The organism is Kluyvera cryocrescens NBRC 102467 (assembly GCF_001571285.1).
Taxonomy (GTDB): Bacteria; Pseudomonadota; Gammaproteobacteria; order Enterobacterales; family Enterobacteriaceae; genus Kluyvera; species Kluyvera cryocrescens.
In genome coordinates this window covers 34,781-52,071 of record NZ_BCTM01000029.1, presented here as the reverse complement: position 1 = coordinate 52,071, position 17,291 = coordinate 34,781, and the positions used below count along the sequence as shown (strand labels likewise).

The following is a 17,291-nucleotide window of genomic DNA, read 5'->3' as shown; positions in this document are numbered from 1 at the left end:
TGATGGCCATATGGCGACGTAATCCTCTAAAGCAGGTGATGGTTCATTCAGATCAGGGCAGTCAGTACACAAGCCATGAGTGGCAGTCATTCCTGAAATCACACGGCCTGGAGGGCAGCATGAGCCGTCGCGGTAACTGTCACGATAATGCGGTTGCAGAAAGCTTTTTCCAGTTGCTGAAACGCGAACGGATAAAGAAAAAGATCTACGGAACGCGGGAAGAAGCCCGCAGCGATATTTTTGATTACATCGAAATGTTTTATAACAGTAAGCGTCGGCATGGTTCGAGCAATCAGATGTCACCGACAGAATATGAAAACCAGTATTATCAACGGCTCGGAAGTGTCTAGATTATCCGTGGCGATTCAATCAGGATTGAACGTCAGAACACGATTGAAACCACCTCGGAGCTGTGCGCGCTACTTATTGCCACTGAAATGGTTAGTGACAAGGTAGATGAGAATGACCTCAAAATATTACTCGGCCTTTGTCAGCGTCTTGCTAATTCTGTATGGGAAAAACTGAACGATGCGGGGTTTGGCGAATGAGCGATGTTTACGATCTGGTTCGACATGCTGACGGTAAGAACGTTTTCAGTTTCCCTGCCGGCGGCCGCTATCTGGTGGACACGTCGAACGGGTTACAGTCGATGCGCCCCCTTATGGACGACGAGATCCTTTTCACAGTGGAGAGTGCCGCGCGCTTTCTGAGGAAAATTGGTTATCAGGTAATCCCGCCAGCGGCGTGAGGTAAAAAATATGACGATTAAAAATTCCGGCTTAGCTGCTGGTGGCCGCACTCACCCTGAAATCAGGCCGGGCGATAAATGGAAGGACAGCCGGGGCAGCATCGTAATTATCGAAAGTTACCGATTCGACATACAGTAACTATTTTACAAGTGATAAATGAAGGCGTTTACGTAATTGGTATATTGCTTTTGATTGATGCTTAAAGTCTTGATGAAATTTGTCATAGTTTCGAGTTAATAATTAGGACCTATCAATTATAGTAGTATTTGATGCGGTGACAAATATAATTGATTGATTTTTAAGTGTTTTATATATGCGTGCGGATTCCCTCTCTTGAAATGTCCAGTTACATCCATTATAGATCTGCAAGAGTTTATAACTGTAAATAAGAAGAGTCTTAATGAGCGAGCAATTTGAATTAATCCCACGAGTTGAGGAAGGCTCTATCATTCCTCAACGTTTAAGTGATGGCTACATTAATGCAACTGCCCTTTGCCAATCAGTAGGTAAAACATTCTCCCACTACAAAGCATCACGGCAGGCAATCGAGTTTATTGAGGAACTCAGTAAGCAAAGTGGTTTAACGGAAGCTCAATTGATCCATTCAATTGTGGGCGGGAATGCGAAGTTACAGGGGACATGGGTTCACCCTCAACTAGCTATTAATCTTGCACAATGGCTTTCCGCAAAGTTTGCTGTCAAAGTATCACAATGGGTGCATGAATGGTCTCAGGGCCAAGTAAAGTTTGCAACACCTGTCCACATTAAACGCTACATGCAAAATAGGCACAAGATCCCTCATACTCATTTCTCAATGTTAAATGAGATGACGTTGAGCTTGATTGCTCCTCTTGAAACAGCAGGATATATTTTACCAGAAAGGATGGTTCCTGATATTTCGGAAGGACGAATGTTTTGTTCGTGGTTACGGAAAAATCGCGGGGTCGAACCAAGTGATTTTCCTAGTTATGAACATGAATATACAGATGGAAGAAAAGTTCAAGCAAGGCTGTATCCAGTTGAACTTTATGCGGATTTTCGTAGGCACTTCCATGAAGTATGGCTGCCACAAAAAGCACCAGAATATTTCCAACAACGAGATGCTTCAGCACTTGAATTTCTTGAAGTACTTTTACTTCCTGCACCTAAATAATTTTAGAGGCAGTCTTCAAATCGACTATTCTAGATTTTAATCTATGATGCCGATGTTAAATAATAGTTGATTTTTTCATATAATCGCCTCTTAGACTTTGAAATCCTAAATCAGGGAGGCGATTAAAATCTCACTTGAGACAACTCTGCTTTAAAAGTGAAATGTAGTAAAGTGGTGCGTGTATTATAAAGAGTTGGGCTTAGGTTTTTATGATTTTTTTGAGAGGGCATCTTTTCGAGGTTTTATGCCATGTCATCGTCAAGTGAAGAGCTAAAGATTGGGGCGAGGTTGACGCTATTCTTAGTGTCTTATATGCCTTTGTTTTTAATAATGACAGTAAATCAGGTATACAAAAAAAAAGATTTCTTGCATTGGGGAGGTATGAATAAAAAGGCACTATTATTATTTGTTGATAATTTTGGTGCTGTTACAGTTATTTTGATGTTTGTTCTTTTTGGTTTTATTGGTCTTTATTTTTTATTGAGTAATATTAATTCGCGTATTGATAATGACGGGTTTTTTGTAAAGATAGTTGATATAGAAAATAAAAATAGTGAATCGATAAGCTACCTTTTTACATATTTACTACCATTCCTTTTCCAAGACCTTTCTGATCTCACTAGCGTCTTTTCTTTGGCGGTTTTATTACTGGTTACCTTTATCATTTACTCAAACTCATCAATGATTTTAATAAACCCCACCTTAGCTATAAAATACTCCCTTTATAGTATTGAATATACAAAGGAGAACGGGCCGAAAAAGAAAGGGATGATAATTTGCAGAGATAAATATTTAGATGAAGGTGATTGTATAAAAATTCAAAAAATTGGATATAAACTTTTCTATGCTAAAGCTCAGGAGATAAAACAATGAATAACACTGATATTAAAGATATTTTAAATTCACTTTTGAAGGTTTATCAATCAAATACTTTTTCTATGAATTGTTTCTTAATTACAAGAAAGGTTAAAAAGGACTCTGAAATATCCTCGCAAGAAAGATTCGAATTTAATCTGTATAAGGTCAGTCTTGATAAGGATATGGTCAATTTCTTCAAAACAGGAACATCAGATACAATTAGTAAAATAGTGAAAAATAATGATCTTGAATTTTCTAATTACTCAGTAATTTCTGATGACGGTATAGATGCTGTATACGGATATGAGGGGATGGAAAATCTTGATTTCAATCATGTATTAGATGGAGTCAATACAGACACAAAGTTTGAAGTTTTAAAAGATCTTAAAGAAATAAAAGATGACATCTTGGCTTTTTGTTTGAAAGTAAGCACTCAGGATGATAGCTTCCTTTTATTTAGGAAGTTAACTAAATCAAAGGTAGCTACTGATGCACCATTAAATAAAATGCAAAAAGTGCAGGCTTTTTTTGATGTGAATCTTTCTAAAATGAAAGTATTTCCTATGCAAACGGTAAGCTTTGATAGCAAGATAGATTTCTTTTTCATAAATAAAAAAGTGTATATTATTTCAAAGTTAGGATTTGAACAAATAATTGGAATCGAGAGGGAGTTTATGGAGAATGCTAAAAGTGTACTTCAAGTATTATCTAATGCATGTGTAATTGATAATATGCAACTTCTCGAGCAAGTTATTTTATCTAATAAGTCTCTTCTTCGAACGGTTGCCAATATAGCCCAAAAGAAAAACCATGAATCTTTAGATACTGCTACAATAAGCAAATATCAAGCCACACTTAAATTATTTGAAGATAATATATTAGAGGAAAAAATGGCAGGCTAGTAATAAATAATGTAGATGAAGCAAAGTTGTTAATAAGGTTGTTAAATGATTTTTATAAACAGGGCGTTGCCTCTGGTAAGTATTATGGAACAAATAGCGGCCATATAATTGACAAGAAAGTTAATTAATATATGTGTTACTGGCTAAACCGATAAAAACGTATCACTTTTTTTCATGCAATCAAAAATAAAGTACTAAAATATTAAAGACTTGCTAAATATGTTTGAAACTTCAGTCCGCTTTTACATGGCGGACTACTACATCTAAGGTAATCAAGTTCAACCAAAATTATTTTTGAAATAGTTGATGGAGCTAAGGTGTTTTGATGAAAATCGGACGGGAATGATTTGGGGGTATCTTAAAAAACAAAATTAATAAAAATGTTTTAAATCATTAGTTTGCGTGGGATTAATTGTTCCTATTATCGGCACCATCTATTTATCACCATCCATCTCCGTCGATTGGCCTCATGCTCAGCTTTTTGCTGTTAACTCTCTCTATACACCTTAATCTCCCGCTGAAGCGCTAGCATATCGGTATCTCTGTTTTGATTTGGCTATCCATGAATCGCCAGAAGTTGCGGGACGGATGATAAATATCATCAAGTATTAGCCGGATTGTGAGAGGTCTGTGGCGCTGGCGGGGATTCGTCAGTCGGCGATAAATGCCAGCGTAATGTTGTAGGGCGTTTAATCGGTGGAGTTGATAACCGTAATGGTGCTGAAAACAGCTGGTCTTAATACGGCATATTTCGGGCGGTCCGCTCGATAAAACGATGGCAGCATATTAAATTCAGCAGCGTTTCAGAATGGGAGCGTCCATTTCTGAGACATTATCACTACTGATATTCAAACGTCACGGTCATTGAAGCGCTGACTTCGCCAGGACCTGGTTTGCCTTTCTGGGTATAAATTCGGGCACGTAATTTATAGCTATAGGCATTATTGATAATCGTTCCCTTAAGCGTCTTTCCATCGCCCAGGGCTTCTCCGGTTTGGCTTTGTACCTGAACGGCAACATTCGTTGCATCACCGGTATTTTTATACATGTCAGCCGGATTATCATCATCTGACGTACCGTGCGCACTCATAAATACCGTTTTGGTCGCTTCTGGGCAGGCCTCAAGATTAATATTAAAAGTCACCCAATCTGTTGAAGAACCTGGGTTCTTTAATGACAGATTAGATATATCGTGTCCAAGGTCGATGGTTTGCTGCACGCTATCATTGCTGATCGTGCAGGGAGATCCGGTCACCGCGCCGGTTACGTGTACGGGAACATTATCGCCTCCCCAACACTGAATAAAGGGCAGTAATAGACAATATCCAATAATAGACCGCATGGTTTTTATTTTATTGTTCATATCAGACATCCTTTATTGATATGTGATCTTAAGCGTAAATGTGGCATTTGCTGAGCCGGCGGTGACCGCGCTTTTTGTTTGATAATATTGGGCCACAAAAGGGAGTGCTTGCGTGCCGTTGGTGAGTTTCTTTATTGAAAGAGGGGTATTTATTTGTAATGCTGTTTGTCCATTATAAAGCATTTGAACACCCACCCCGCTTGCAACGCCAGCACTGCCCTGTCCGTCAACGGCAATAACGGTATTATTCGATGATACATCAGGATTTTGTGTTGCCTGTAATTCTATCATCGCATTCGCCACGCCATCGCAATTAATACTCAGGTTTTGCGTGTTTTTAGACGATGGCGGTATATAGCCAACCGATGTGCCAAAGCTATTTTTCGGGATGTTTCCAATCGGGAATGATAAACCGGATGTATCCGCGTTACATGTCGCGACACTAATATATACTGTAGGAATTAAGGAAACGTGTGCAACATTAATCCCTTCGGGGCCATCATATCCGGGGATTTGAGCATTGGCTACTATCCCTCCCGTCAGTGGTCCTGTCCCTATTTCGCCATCAATCCTTATTAAGTCAGCAACTATCCCGACCCCGCCAATATCTATAAACTGATTTGCCGCCATGCTTTTATGTGAGTTTGCCATGACGTTATTGGGAACGTCGGTTATTCTGATACCAATACCACTAATATTTGTCTTAAAGACATTGTTAATTTCTGATTTGACAGTGAACGACTGCATTATCCAATCACTATACCATGCGGTCGTACACCCCCATAGGTCTACACCATTTCTCCATCCGCCGGTCGCCGCACTCGCAATGACCTTGCCGTGTGGAGTATCAACGGGTACTGCAATCGTATCGGTGTTGAAGCTTAGTGTGTGGGTTTCCACTCCGAAGTTTACTTTACAGCTTATCGCCATGACGCTGGAGGTGTTTAAAATAAACAGGGCGAGAAACATCGCCTTAATTAGATAATGACGTATCATTGTAACTCTCAATATTAGTGACTGTTACAGCGGGCGGTATTTAAAACAATGCCCGCGGTTTTAGCTGATTGTGCCGTATTGTAATCAATACGGCAGTGTTGTTGAGAATCCGCTCCCCATGTCGCATTCAGCGTCCCCGAACTTTCCATGCCGGTGAGATAAACCTGACCGCGGTCGCTGACAATAAAGCTTTTCTCTTTTTTATCCGAGACGGTCACAATTGTGCCAAACGGTACGGGTTTGTCGTCGTTTTTAATAATCGTCATCAATATTTTTATTCCGACGTTGGTATCATACTTAGCGGGAGCGATAGCGCCTCGCGTCGGAACAACAGTCTGAGTTGTTAACGGTAGATCAATATCTTCCGGCATTGTTTCTGTTCTCAGCGTGACTGCATTTTCGCGATAGGGCGATACATTATTTATCGCGGTATAACCACGATAGTCTGTTTTTACACCGGTCTGATTCTGAATACTGACCCCACTCGCTCCGGGGGCTTCAATTAATATATTGGTTTCGCCAAGCGGTTGGGTCAGAGTTATGCCATGAGCGTGCGCAATCACGCCACCTTGTAAGCCGTAAGTCAAACGCTCATTATATTGGTCGTAAGAATATCCGCTGGTAACTTCGCCATAGGTTCCTTTGTAATCAGCATTCATGTTTCCGGTATAGCCAACATTATTGGTCCCGTATCCCTGTTGAATTCCCCAGCTAAGCGCATTATTTTCCAGCGCGCTTCCGTTAAGCCCAATAGAATGTGAGGTACCATTATTTTTACTGGCATTCATGCTGTAGCTAACCCAGCTATTCGGCAGGAATTTATCGAATGGAATACTGATATTCACTGCCACCTGCTGGTCTTTGTCATAGCTGATGGTATTACCATAATCTCCGGCAGTCCCATTTTTGCTGTATGTGTACGTCACCCCGTAGGAGATCCCATTCCAGGCGTTGTTGTAACCCAGGGTATAGGTTTCCATACTCTCACCGGAATTCCAGTAGTCTTCGCGCACGGCGCTCACCATCAGCGAACCTAACGACTGGCCAAGCGTCTGACTCATTGAGAGTTCCATGCGGTTACGGCGACGGTTTTGCAGCGCGGAGCTATCGCCGTATGAGTCGAGAATTTCCTGCATTCCGTAGTAACCGTTGGTTGAGTAACGGTAACCAGCAATGGCAAAGTTTGTCCCCGTTTCAACAAAATTTTTGCTATAGCGGATTCGCCATGATTGACCTGAAGAGTCATTCTGTTGATTAGGCTTGGACCAGGCCTGGGTGACATCCGCCGAAATGGCTCCTGCTTCTCCCAGGTTGACACCGATCCCGCTCGCTACGGACTGATACTTGCTCGATTGCTGGGCGCCGCCATACAGCGTCATCCCGTGGGGTAAACCATAAATTGCCGTGATTTGGCCGAACGGGGTTTTATCAACGCTGCTGTTATAAGAGCGATATTGTCCCCCGGTTGCGGAATATTTAAATCGGCCTTCGCGCTGTAGAACCGGGAGTGATGCATATGGCACGGTAAAATGTTGTTCGCTGCCGTCAGCTTCTTTGATGGTGACGTCAAGAGCTCCCGCGCCGCCGGTCGGATACATATCATTGATTTCAAATGCACCAGGAGCAACGTAGCTTTGGTAGATGATGTAGCCATTCTGGCGGATCATGACCTGCGCGTTGGTGCGCGCAATGCCACGAACGACGGGGGCATAGCCTTTCTGTGAATCAGGGATCATGTCATCGTCCGATGCCAATTGCGCCCCGCGAAAAGGCAGGCTATCGAAAATATCGGACGGCGAAGAGCTATCGCCCATGGTTAATTGCGACCTGAAGGGAATAATCGCCCGCTGGACGTAGGTATAAACCGTATCCCAGTTATCCTGGCCGTTGCTATCACGGCTCCAGGTGGTGTAGTTACGAAAACGCCACGGGCCGATGTTCAAGCCAGGCCGCAGGTTGGCATACTGGCTCTGGCTGTTGCTACCGTTGCCATTACGACCCCAGCTGTTGTCCCCACTCACGCTGTAGTTAAGCATGGCCGCGGTGATACCTTCGTCCCATTTTTCAGGGGGAACATATCCGCGGGCTAACGGCGCAAGGGCCGCCTGCGGGATGCTGATAACCAGTCGCTGCTCGTTAAACTGAAGTTTTGCCGATGCCTGAGAAATCGCGCTTAAATCAGCGCAGTCACCCTTGCTATTAAGCCCCGGGAAAAGATCCGTTTTGACCCCCCAGTTCTTAAGCCACTCTGTTTTTAGGCAAGGTTGGAGGGTTTCTTCGCCATCAGCAGACTTAACGGTGACGAAGGGGACATCTAGTGCATCGACGTATTGATCGTCGAGGACGACATCTACCCGATAGGTTCCTGGCATTTGCGAACCCGTTTCAAACGACGAAAGGTCGGCACCTTTCATGCTGGGATCATCTAATTCGATCAGCGTAGGGTCGAAATAATCACGAGCCATCGAGGGATGAGATAATGTTGCCAGTATACAAAAAATAAAAGAAGCCAGTCGTGTTGGTTTAAATTGAGCCATTGGATTCATATAATTCATTATTTATTGCTCCATGCCCGCGCAAGTCCATCACGGATGACCGAGTTTTTAAATGTTTTTGCGATGTGTATCACCAACACCGCCATAGTCATTAATGATTTTAAATGTCACAGAACCGCCGCTGTTATGGCTGGGTAATGGAAAAGAGGCGGTTGAATTTGGTAATACATAAGTCGCATTTTCAATTCTGGAACCATTGACCAGAATTTCACCAAAGCTCATGACATAATTACCTGGGTTGGTTACCTGAATTTGGTCACCGGATTTACGCCACGTGAGGTTCTCCGCTTCTTTGTCGAGAGAGACATCCGTCAATGCAGTTGGGCGGTAGATTAACTTAATGCGTGTTTTAATCGCTATTTGCAAGGAGTTATCTGAACGCTTAGCGGAAGGAATTGCTTTAATGTTTAACCAATAAAGCGATTCTTGATTCTGTGGCAGGGCTCCAGTGAGAACAATACGTTCAACGTTCTTTTGCCCACCTTCCAGACGATAAAGTGGAGGGGTAATGATGAAAGGTATTTTTCCTGCGTCACTACCCTTATTTTGCGTATCAATCCATGATTGGATTAAATAAGGTGTAGTATCTGGGTTGTTTACAGCAACAGATGCTTCTTTTTTATTACCGTCATAAATCACACGGGTTCCGCCCACTACTACCCCCGCATTAGCAACATTGATGATTGCAAATAGGGTCATTCCGGCAAATAGTGTTTTACTGAGAAAATTCATTGATACCTCGATAAAGATGGGGTCGATTAACGACCCCAAGAGATTCCTCGAAAAGGAATCAGTTATAATCCACGGTAAAGTTGGCGCTAGAATTTGCTGGGCCACCTGTTACAGTTGCAGTAGTGGCTTTATATTGTGCATAAAAAACCAGGTCATTTGATGCTGGGGTAGGTTGAAGCGTGTATTTGTAGCTATTGGTGCCACCCAGAGGCAAATCTGCTTTGTCAGCTGTCATCATATTGATGCCTACACCTTTTGCGCTGCCGGTTTCGGCAGTAATAGCCAGTAACGCGCTATTCGTGGCATCAGAATCACCTTCAAACATCACGGTTGCAGAAGTGACTGCCGCCGGGCAACCATCAAGCTTAATGGTGAATGAAACGGGAGATGTCGTATCATTTGCCGCTTTAAAGTCAGTTTTTGCGTGTTGGCCTAAATCAACAGTGCCATTTGGCGCGGTGATCGTTGGAGTACAAGCGTCCTCCAGAATACTTCCAGAGAACTTCACAATACCTGAAGCGGCAAATACGTTAGACACGGACAATACTGCGGTTGCAGCCAGAGCAACGGCAATTAAACTCTTTTTCATTTAATGTTCCTTAATGGATATCATTGCGCATTTACTTTCTATATAAATATATTTCCAGGTACATTTAATATCAGCTTCGCGCTTCCTTGGTGATACACAGAACAACACCTGCATTCATTATTAAATGGTGGCCTATAAAATATGGAAAATTAGATGTTTAACTTAATATTAAAAACAGTCGTTGTCTGCTCGTAGTAATTTTACGAAAGCGTACCTGATGTAACAATATTTAAATAGGTCAATAATAGACTTTGATATTAACATGTAGGTAACATTTTGAGCCGCGCGAGCGCGATTTTCTTGCGGGATGAAAAAGAATTGTTAACATTTTAGTCTAATGCGAGATTGGTTTTTTGTGTTTTTATCAATTGTATAGAGTGATAATGCTGTGGTGCTCCTCCCCCCTTAAAAGCAGTCTTCTGGATATTTTAATAGAAATCAATTATGAATATTAAACCAATAAAACACATCCAAAATATAATTGATTATGCTTCACCTTATAGCTCATCACTGCTCGTTCCTCGGGGGGAAGTTCTCGATTACATGAGCGATAATATTCAACACTGTTATTTTTTACTCGAAGGCTCTATCACTCTTAATCGACGTTGGGATGGAATGGTCCTAAATAGCCAACAATATCCTTTTATTTCAGGCGTAAGCCATCAACTATCCTGCGGTGATAACCTTTACGTACGGACAGCTGAATCTTCCAGATTATGCAAAATGCCTCTTGAACGGTTCAACCTGCTAATAGAGAAATACGCGCTATGGGAAAGTTTTTGCTATCTCCTGATATACACCACCTCCAGCATTTATGAGCAATGCAGCGCTGTTTCGCAGATGTCTTCCTCCGAGATAGTGATGTATCACCTCAGGCAGCTCATGCTTGAGCCCTCTCGCATCAGAAAAAGTATGACGGCCGCGGGCTACATTATGGACAAAACACTTTTGTCGCGTAGTGGAATCATGCGCATCCTCAAACAGTTACGAGAAGCCAAATACATCATCCTTGAGCGCGGCATTCTTGTCGGCATCAATCATCTACCCACAAAAGACTGAATTTATTTCCATATATTTCAAACAATTCTATTAAGGCACGTAAAGATATGCCGATGGATAACTATACTAAGAAAAATCGCACATCCCGTAATAGGTCAACCATGCCTGCACCATTGCCCATCTCGACAATCACGCAGCCTTCCCCTTATTCCAGGGAATTGGTGGATAAGCTGCTCCCCTTTGCCGAAGTGAAGAGAATTCTGGCCAGAAAGCGTCTTTTTCTCTCAACGGGCCAGAAAAATTACTGCTACCTGATTCTCAGCGGGCAGGTCATTTTACATCGTGATGATGATGACCTTGCGATGACGACTATCAATGCGCCTTCTCTTATAGGAGTTGGTAACATGGCTACGCGTTCGATGAATGGGTATATCAAACTGCTGACAACATCTGATATAGGCATTCTAAGCCTTGAGCGGACCTTCGATATCATCCGTGAAAACGATTTGTGGGAGCTGCTGACCATGCATATGATGGTCGTCACTAGTAAGCTCTATGCATCCAATAAAATGCTGACCGCTCCAACCTCTTACGACATTATCAAATCCCAACTCATTGAACTTATGAGTGAAAATGAAAAATACCGTAACAACATTACTGCCGAAAACTATATCCGTGACAAAACCAACCTGTCACGTAGCGGTATTATGCGTATTTTGTCGGAGTTAAAAGAGGGGGGATACATTGAGATTAATCGTGGCATCCTGATTAAGGTTCATCAACTACCTGAAAAATTCTAATCTTGAGTTATAAATAGCGCCCCGGCTATTTATGTCTACGCGGGCTGGCTTCGACGATGTCGTCATGTGCCCAGACGCTCTTCCTGTGTTCAAACTGTAGGACAGACACGTCTGCCGGGAGAAGTCAGCCTGGTTCTCAGAATCCATCCAACTCAAATCCGCCCTATCCAAAGAAAAAACTCCCCCTTTTGTGATGAAATTAGCGAAATCGTATAGCAGGCATCTCTTTAGTTGTATTAGTAATTTGTGCGATAATTTTTAGAAATACTTCTCCTTAAAATAATCATATTCATGAATTTTAGCTCTTTGCGTGCCTCTGCGGCACTACTCCCTCTGTGGGCCTCTCTGGGGATTGTTGCGGCTGTTAACATGCTGTTTTCACCCTTACATGTGATGTTCCAGCGTTTGTTTATCTTTGCATTACTAATGCTTTCATTTTCACTCATTAAGCGGCGTCGTGTGCGTTTAGCCGTTGCTGCTTTGCCAGTAATGATCGTTGCATGGGATGTCATGCTGTCTTTGTATTCTCACGCAACGTTTGGCAGTGCATTTAGCTATGGTTTTGCCATGAGTGTGCTGGAAAGTTCCACCCACGAGATAATGGCTATACTTGGTCTGTATATCCATTATGCACTGGGATTTACTGTTTTAACGGCTCTGCTGCTGAGTGCTGTCTGGTTTACGCCAAGGCTCCCCGGAAAATGGCGTCCGCGTTTACCGTTGTATTGCCTGGCACTCACTCTGATAGTCAACATCACTCAGGCGGTAGCGCATAGTGTGCGCAAGAACAGCCATGGCAGTATCTCTGTGCGGGTGATTAACTACACCCCAATCAGCAATCTGAAATACTTCGTACAAGCCTGGAATGATAAGCAGCTGATTTCACAAATTTCGCGCACGATTCCTGATTACCCGATCCAAACATGGGATACCGGGATTGACACTTATGTCGTGGTGGTGGGGGAGTCAGCCCGATCGGAGAACATGCATTTTTACGGCTACCCGAAAGACACTACACCCGTGCTTGATAGCCAGCGAGCGCAGGTACTCTCGTGGACTCAGGCTGTCAGCCCTGCTCCGGTGACGATTACCGCAGTTCCTCTCGTGTTAAGTGCGGATTTTGTCATTGGACACGACCAGAAGCATTATTCGGACAATATTATTAATCTGGCGAATCGCGCGGGTTATTACACCTCTTGGTTCAGCAAGCAGGGCATTATCGGAGACTACAATAATGCTATTACGGGCATTGCCACCAATGCGCGGGAGAAAAAATGGCTGACCAGTGATTACGACGATACATTGATACCAGAATTAAAACAGGCCCTGAATCGGGGCGGTAAGCAAGTCATCGTGTTGCATCTTTATGGTAGCCACGAGCCGGAGTGTGTGCGTTTCCCTGCGCAGGAAGCCATATTTGATGCGCAAGACAGCGGCATTGATGCCTGCTATGACAACTCGATTCGTTATACCGACAAACTTCTTGGACAGATGTTTTCCTTGCTTGAAGGGCGTCGTGCCTCGCTGGTTTACTTTTCCGATCATGCCCTGGAGCGCGATCCGCAAAAACGCGTTGTCTATTATCACGGTGGGGTGAAGCCTAGCCAGCACGCCTATCAGGTTCCCATGTTTGTGTGGTACAGCAAACAGGTAGCAAAACCTGAAAATGGTGAGGTGAAAGGGCTGTACTCAACAGCGAATAATTTCCAGTTGATGCGCTACTGGTTAGGGATAAGGCTGCCAAATGAAACCCTGCCTGGTACATTAAAATCACGGGCATCGCAGCTCGCGGGTCAGGTGCCGGTGCTGGATACCACCAACACGGTTTATGACTGGAAGCAGCTTCGTCGCTGAGGAACAAAAAGGTGCGGGAGGATAACTCTCCTGCACTTCAGCTACGGTAGCCGACGCTCTACCGTGGTTGATACACAATTGCCCGTTTGCAGTGGCGCATTCCCCTTTATCAACCAGACTTAACGGCATGTCTCTCATTGAGGGTAACCATGAAAAACATCGCCATTATCGGTGCCGGGCCTACGGGAATTTACACTTTTCACGCCCTGCTGGAGCGGGGGGAACCGCTTGCTATTACGATCTATGAGCAGGCGGAAGAGGCAGGCGTTGGCATGCCCTATAATGACGACAATAACGCATTGCTGATGCTGGCAAACATTGCCAGCATTGAAATCCCGCCCATTTTTATCACTTACCTGGAGTGGCTGCGCGGCCAGAGCGATGGCTGGTTGGCACGCTTTGGTTTGGAGCGCGCATCCCTGCATGAAAGGCAATTTTTACCACGCGTGATGCTTGGCGATTATTATCGCGATCGTTTTTTGGCGCTGGTATCAGAGGCTCGGCGTTCAGGCTTTGTGGTCAACGTTCGCGAATCCAGCAAGGTCATGGATGTGCAGGCGATGCCGGATGGCGTCAAGGTGTGGGCAGAGGGTAATGATGCGGCGGAAATTTTTGATTCCGTTGTTCTTGCCACTGGCCATGTCTGGCCGGAGGACGATCAGTCACCCCGTGATTATTTTCCCAGCCCATGGACAGGGCTGATGGATGCGCAAATTGCACCGTGTCGGGTTGGGATTATGGGGACATCGTTAAGCGGGCTGGATGCGGCGATGGCCGTGGTAATCCAGCACGGGACGTTTATAACGACCGAGGGAGAGACGGTTTGTTTTCGCCTGAATCCGGAAAGTCAGCCGCTTCAGCTTAGTCTAATGTCCCGATCGGGGATTCTGCCGGAAGCTGATTTTTATTGCCCTTTGCCTTATGAACCGCTCGTAGTGGTGACGGAAAGTGCCATCGAGGCGGCTATTGCAGAGGGAAGCGAGGGGCTGCTGGACCGCGTTTTTGAGCTGGTTGTAGAAGAGCTTGAGCTGGCCGATCCTCGCTGGAGCCAGCGGAATGCGCTGCGCTTATGCAATGCCGATACCCTTGCCGATATTTGGTTTGCCAACAGAAAACAGCACGGTCCGTTTAATTGGGCGCTAGCAAATCTGCAGGAAGTTGAACGTAATAAACGTGAAAAGCACACCGTACCCTGGCGTTATACCATCCTGCGGCTGCATGAAGTTGTTGAACCGATCGTTCGCCATTTAAATGAGAAAGACGTGAAACGCTTCAAAAATGGATTAGCCCGTATTTTTATCGATAACTATGCGGCGATCCCTTCTGAATCTATCCGCCGTCTGCTGGCGTTACGTGACGCGGGAGTGATCCGCATCCTGTCACTGGGCCACGACTACGAGATGCAGGTGGAAGATAAGCTGACAACGATTATCACTTATGAAGATCGCTATACGTTTGATGTATTTATCGATGCAAGGGGGCAGAAAGCCTTAAAAACGAAAGATCTGCCGTTTCCTTCGCTGCGGGCGCAACTGCTGGCGTGTGGCGATGAGATCCCCGAGGTGAGCGTAGATTACACCTTACAGACGGCGGAGATGGGACGGGGGAGAATCGCCTTTGGCGCGCTGCCGTGGTTGATGCACGATCGCCCATTTGTACAGGGGCTAGTGGTCTGTGCGGAAATGGGGGCGGCGATAGCCAGGGGGATGAGTAAGGCCGGCAGGTAAATCACAGCCAGGCTGCCCGCATCGGCGAGCAGCCTGGAGAGGATTATTTCACCGGATTGGCTTCAAGCACCAGCGTTTCCAGCGGTTGTAACGTGATAACCGTGGCTTCCTGATACTTCTCTGGCAGGGTGCTATTATTGCCGTAGATCGATTTGAGGGTAAATTGCGCGGCCTCTCCCTGTGGGATTTCCAACGCTTTACTCAAATCCAGATAGAAACGCTGCGGCTTGTCGGACGGGTTACGCAGGCCGAGAATCGACTTCTCTTTGCTCCACGACGCCCAGCCGTAGGCTTCCAGCGCGGTTGGGTCGCCGCCAACCCAGTGCGTATCGACCAGCACGCGGCCGTTTTCTCTTGACCACTTCGCGGCCTGCGCCAGCGTATCCCACTTGGATTTGTTCAACATTGATGGCGTGATATACAGCTCCTGGAGCTGTGTTCCGGTCGCGAAATAGCTCCATACCTGGTCAGCAAAATCACTGTCGGTCTGCACTTTCTCAAGCCCGTAATAGGCGTGTTCTGCGCTGACAATGCCGTGATACATCAGTGAGTTCAGTGGGAATAATGGGCCTTTACGAACAATCGAGCGATAGGTTTCCGCATCACGGTAGGTCATCCACTGCTGCACCGGTGAGCCGACGCCGTAAAGGTTGATGTCATCTCCCTGTCGCCAGATGGAATCGGCATAAAGTAGCCACGATGGGCTGGCATCGGTACCCGTGGTTAAGTTGATGAACAGATCCTTATTGGCCTTACGCATGTTTTCCAGCAGCGTGACCGAAGCATCAAAGTCAGAGGCAAATTGGCTGCCCTTAATATGCGAGTTGGCGTTGCCCATACCGTCGAGTTTAAATGAGGTGATATGTTCATCTTTAATGAGCTTAAGGATCTGCTCATTAAAGTTTTTGTAATAGTTCGGTCCAGAGAGCGCCAGCTTCCCATCGACGGTTTCAAAGCCATACTCCTTGGCGTGGGAGACGCGTATATCGCGTGGTTTGTTGTAGCCACCCCACGGCGACAGCCATAATCCTATTGAGCTGTGCAGGCTATTGGCTTTTTCGCGGACTTTACTAAAGCCATTGCTGAACGCCGGACCAAACAGCCAGCGGCCGGTACGGTCATCCCAGCCATCATCCAACAGGAACGCATCCATTTTCACGCCCCGTGCAGTAATAAACTCCTTATTCCACTCATCCATTCGTCCCAAAATGTCCTGTTCGGTGTAGGTGGTGAAAAAGCCGATATCCATCCAACTGTTGTAGTGCAGATACGGTTTATATGCCCGGGGACGTACGGCCTCAACAAACTGGTTAACGCTGCGGCGCAGCTGGTTCGTTTCAGGGAAGGTACCGAACATCACGCTGTAGCTGACCGGCGCTTCCGGCTGGATAGGGGTTTTCAGCTCAACGTTGAGGTTAGTGGTAGCTTCATAGGCATAGGTATTGATAATCGGCTTATTGGGCAAAATAAAGAATGAATCAGCGATGATTGGCGAGCTGTTAATTGCGCCATCGACATACGGTGCCTGAGCTTGCCCCTTCGTCGGGAAGAAGGTGATTTTGGCGATGTTACGTGGTTTGCCTACTGCGGCGATCGTGTAATCGATTCGGGCATATTTTCCTTTCAGCGTATTGAGCGTGACGGTGACCTTGAAGTCCGGGTGGTCGTATTGAATGCTGATTGCGTCATCACGCTTATCCACATGCGAAATTTTAAAGTCTGCGGCTTTGATGACGGTTTCATCAGGCAGAGTCAGGAAAAACAGCGACTGCGGCGACAGCTGGCGTTGAGTATGGGTATCTTTGATGACCGCTGCGGACTGCGCATCATCAAACGAGATGGCAATATTATCGTTATTCAACTCGTAGTTAGCGGCAAATGCGCCGTTGGACACCAGCAGGGCGAGGATCGATATCTTGAACACATTTTTCATCAGTTACAGGTCCTTTTCGTTTAATTATGACTGTGCATCTGGCAGAGGAATGATCGTAATGATACGGAAGCTGGTTAATAT

General features: G+C 45.1%; 16 protein-coding genes. 10 read left to right on the top strand and 6 right to left on the bottom strand.

Going from position 1 to position 17,291, the window contains the following annotated elements; all coding sequences use genetic code 11:
* From KCR01S_RS18665 to KCR01S_RS18645, 6 genes are all read left to right on the top strand, one after another.
* Positions 1–350, top strand: a 350-nt coding sequence (locus tag KCR01S_RS18665) for an IS3 family transposase (protein WP_156478786.1), incomplete at its 5' end; no start/stop codon positions are given.
* A gap of 194 nt (positions 351–544) precedes the next feature.
* Positions 545–748 (top strand): hypothetical protein, encoded by a 204-nt coding sequence (locus KCR01S_RS18660; RefSeq protein ID WP_061284573.1) that lies wholly within the window; start codon positions 545–547, stop codon positions 746–748.
* Positions 749–758: 10 nt separating this feature from the next.
* Positions 759–887, top strand: a complete 129-nt coding sequence (locus tag KCR01S_RS25790) for a hypothetical protein (protein ID WP_280513245.1) — start codon at positions 759–761, stop codon at positions 885–887.
* 262 nt (positions 888–1,149) lie between these two features.
* The gene (locus tag KCR01S_RS24405) at positions 1,150–1,902 is read left to right on the top strand and encodes a KilA-N domain-containing protein (RefSeq protein WP_072139890.1); all 753 of its coding nucleotides are present in this window, start codon (positions 1,150–1,152) and stop codon (positions 1,900–1,902) included.
* A 249-nt stretch (positions 1,903–2,151) separates the two neighbouring features.
* Positions 2,152–2,775, top strand: a complete 624-nt coding sequence (locus KCR01S_RS18650; RefSeq protein ID WP_061284571.1) for a hypothetical protein — start codon at positions 2,152–2,154, stop codon at positions 2,773–2,775.
* Positions 2,772–3,662, top strand: coding sequence for a Kiwa anti-phage protein KwaB-like domain-containing protein (locus tag KCR01S_RS18645; protein ID WP_061284570.1), 891 nt, complete (start codon positions 2,772–2,774; stop codon positions 3,660–3,662). The genes KCR01S_RS18650 and KCR01S_RS18645 overlap by 4 nt, the downstream gene beginning before the upstream one ends.
* A gap of 838 nt (positions 3,663–4,500) precedes the next feature.
* On the opposite strand, the gene KCR01S_RS18640 is transcribed toward KCR01S_RS18645, so the two are convergent.
* The 5 genes from KCR01S_RS18640 to KCR01S_RS18620 are packed head-to-tail and all read right to left on the bottom strand — an operon-like array spanning position 4,501 to position 9,897.
* The gene (locus tag KCR01S_RS18640; protein WP_233269607.1) at positions 4,501–5,025 is read right to left on the bottom strand and encodes a fimbrial protein; all 525 of its coding nucleotides are present in this window, start codon (positions 5,023–5,025) and stop codon (positions 4,501–4,503) included.
* 12 nt (positions 5,026–5,037) lie between these two features.
* Positions 5,038–6,021 carry a fimbrial protein gene (locus tag KCR01S_RS18635; RefSeq protein WP_061284569.1) on the bottom strand — a complete coding sequence of 328 codons (984 nt, stop codon included), beginning with the start codon at positions 6,019–6,021 and terminating at the stop codon, positions 5,038–5,040.
* A gap of 14 nt (positions 6,022–6,035) precedes the next feature.
* A complete protein-coding gene (locus tag KCR01S_RS18630; RefSeq protein WP_061284568.1) occupies positions 6,036–8,576 on the bottom strand; it encodes a fimbria/pilus outer membrane usher protein in 2,541 nt (846 codons plus the stop codon).
* A gap of 48 nt (positions 8,577–8,624) precedes the next feature.
* On the bottom strand, positions 8,625–9,308 hold the full coding sequence (locus tag KCR01S_RS18625; protein ID WP_061284567.1) for a fimbrial biogenesis chaperone: 684 nt from the start codon (positions 9,306–9,308) through the stop codon (positions 8,625–8,627).
* Between the two features lie 58 nt (positions 9,309–9,366).
* Positions 9,367–9,897: a fimbrial protein gene (locus tag KCR01S_RS18620; protein ID WP_061284566.1), complete on the bottom strand. Its 531-nt coding sequence runs from the start codon at positions 9,895–9,897 to the stop codon at positions 9,367–9,369.
* A gap of 444 nt (positions 9,898–10,341) precedes the next feature.
* On the opposite strand from KCR01S_RS18620, the gene KCR01S_RS18615 reads away from it, so the two are divergent.
* The 4 genes from KCR01S_RS18615 (at position 10,342) to KCR01S_RS18600 (ending at position 15,277) form a co-directional block, all read left to right on the top strand.
* Positions 10,342–10,956: a helix-turn-helix domain-containing protein gene (locus KCR01S_RS18615; RefSeq protein WP_061284565.1), complete on the top strand. Its 615-nt coding sequence runs from the start codon at positions 10,342–10,344 to the stop codon at positions 10,954–10,956.
* A 53-nt stretch (positions 10,957–11,009) separates the two neighbouring features.
* Complete coding sequence (locus KCR01S_RS18610) at positions 11,010–11,696, top strand: winged helix-turn-helix transcriptional regulator (RefSeq protein ID WP_167348839.1); 687 nt, start codon at positions 11,010–11,012, stop codon at positions 11,694–11,696.
* Between the two features lie 369 nt (positions 11,697–12,065).
* Positions 12,066–13,550, top strand: coding sequence for a phosphoethanolamine transferase (locus tag KCR01S_RS18605; protein WP_167348838.1), 1,485 nt, complete (start codon positions 12,066–12,068; stop codon positions 13,548–13,550).
* A gap of 149 nt (positions 13,551–13,699) precedes the next feature.
* On the top strand, positions 13,700–15,277 hold the full coding sequence (locus KCR01S_RS18600; protein WP_061284562.1) for an FAD-NAD(P)-binding protein: 1,578 nt from the start codon (positions 13,700–13,702) through the stop codon (positions 15,275–15,277).
* Positions 15,278–15,320: 43 nt separating this feature from the next.
* Here the strand turns inward: KCR01S_RS18600 and KCR01S_RS18595 are convergent, their stop codons facing one another.
* Entirely contained in the window at positions 15,321–17,210 is a 1,890-nt protein-coding gene (locus KCR01S_RS18595) for an alpha-galactosidase (RefSeq protein WP_061284561.1), read from the bottom strand.
* Between the last annotated feature and the right edge of the window lie 81 nt (positions 17,211–17,291).

Excerpts from the sequence above, each read along its gene's own strand:
- KCR01S_RS18620 (WP_061284566.1), bottom strand. The coding sequence starts at position 9,897 with ATGAAAAAGAGTTTAATTGCCGTTGCTCTGGCTGCAACCGCAGTATTG.
- KCR01S_RS18595 (WP_061284561.1), bottom strand. The coding sequence starts at position 17,210 with ATGAAAAATGTGTTCAAGATATCGATCCTCGCCCTGCTGGTGTCCAAC.
- KCR01S_RS18600 (WP_061284562.1), top strand. The coding sequence starts at position 13,700 with ATGAAAAACATCGCCATTATCGGTGCCGGGCCTACGGGAATTTACACT.
- KCR01S_RS18635 (WP_061284569.1), bottom strand. The coding sequence starts at position 6,021 with ATGATACGTCATTATCTAATTAAGGCGATGTTTCTCGCCCTGTTTATT.
- KCR01S_RS25790 (WP_280513245.1), top strand. The coding sequence starts at position 759 with ATGACGATTAAAAATTCCGGCTTAGCTGCTGGTGGCCGCACTCACCCT.
- KCR01S_RS18640 (WP_233269607.1), bottom strand. The coding sequence starts at position 5,025 with ATGAACAATAAAATAAAAACCATGCGGTCTATTATTGGATATTGTCTA.
- KCR01S_RS18630 (WP_061284568.1), bottom strand. The coding sequence starts at position 8,576 with ATGAATTATATGAATCCAATGGCTCAATTTAAACCAACACGACTGGCT.
- KCR01S_RS18650 (WP_061284571.1), top strand. The coding sequence starts at position 2,152 with ATGTCATCGTCAAGTGAAGAGCTAAAGATTGGGGCGAGGTTGACGCTA.
- KCR01S_RS18615 (WP_061284565.1), top strand. The coding sequence starts at position 10,342 with ATGAATATTAAACCAATAAAACACATCCAAAATATAATTGATTATGCT.
- KCR01S_RS18660 (WP_061284573.1), top strand. The coding sequence starts at position 545 with ATGAGCGATGTTTACGATCTGGTTCGACATGCTGACGGTAAGAACGTT.
- KCR01S_RS18605 (WP_167348838.1), top strand. The coding sequence starts at position 12,066 with ATGCTGTTTTCACCCTTACATGTGATGTTCCAGCGTTTGTTTATCTTT.
- KCR01S_RS24405 (WP_072139890.1), top strand. The coding sequence starts at position 1,150 with ATGAGCGAGCAATTTGAATTAATCCCACGAGTTGAGGAAGGCTCTATC.
- KCR01S_RS18645 (WP_061284570.1), top strand. The coding sequence starts at position 2,772 with ATGAATAACACTGATATTAAAGATATTTTAAATTCACTTTTGAAGGTT.
- KCR01S_RS18610 (WP_167348839.1), top strand. The coding sequence starts at position 11,010 with ATGGATAACTATACTAAGAAAAATCGCACATCCCGTAATAGGTCAACC.
- KCR01S_RS18625 (WP_061284567.1), bottom strand. The coding sequence starts at position 9,308 with ATGAATTTTCTCAGTAAAACACTATTTGCCGGAATGACCCTATTTGCA.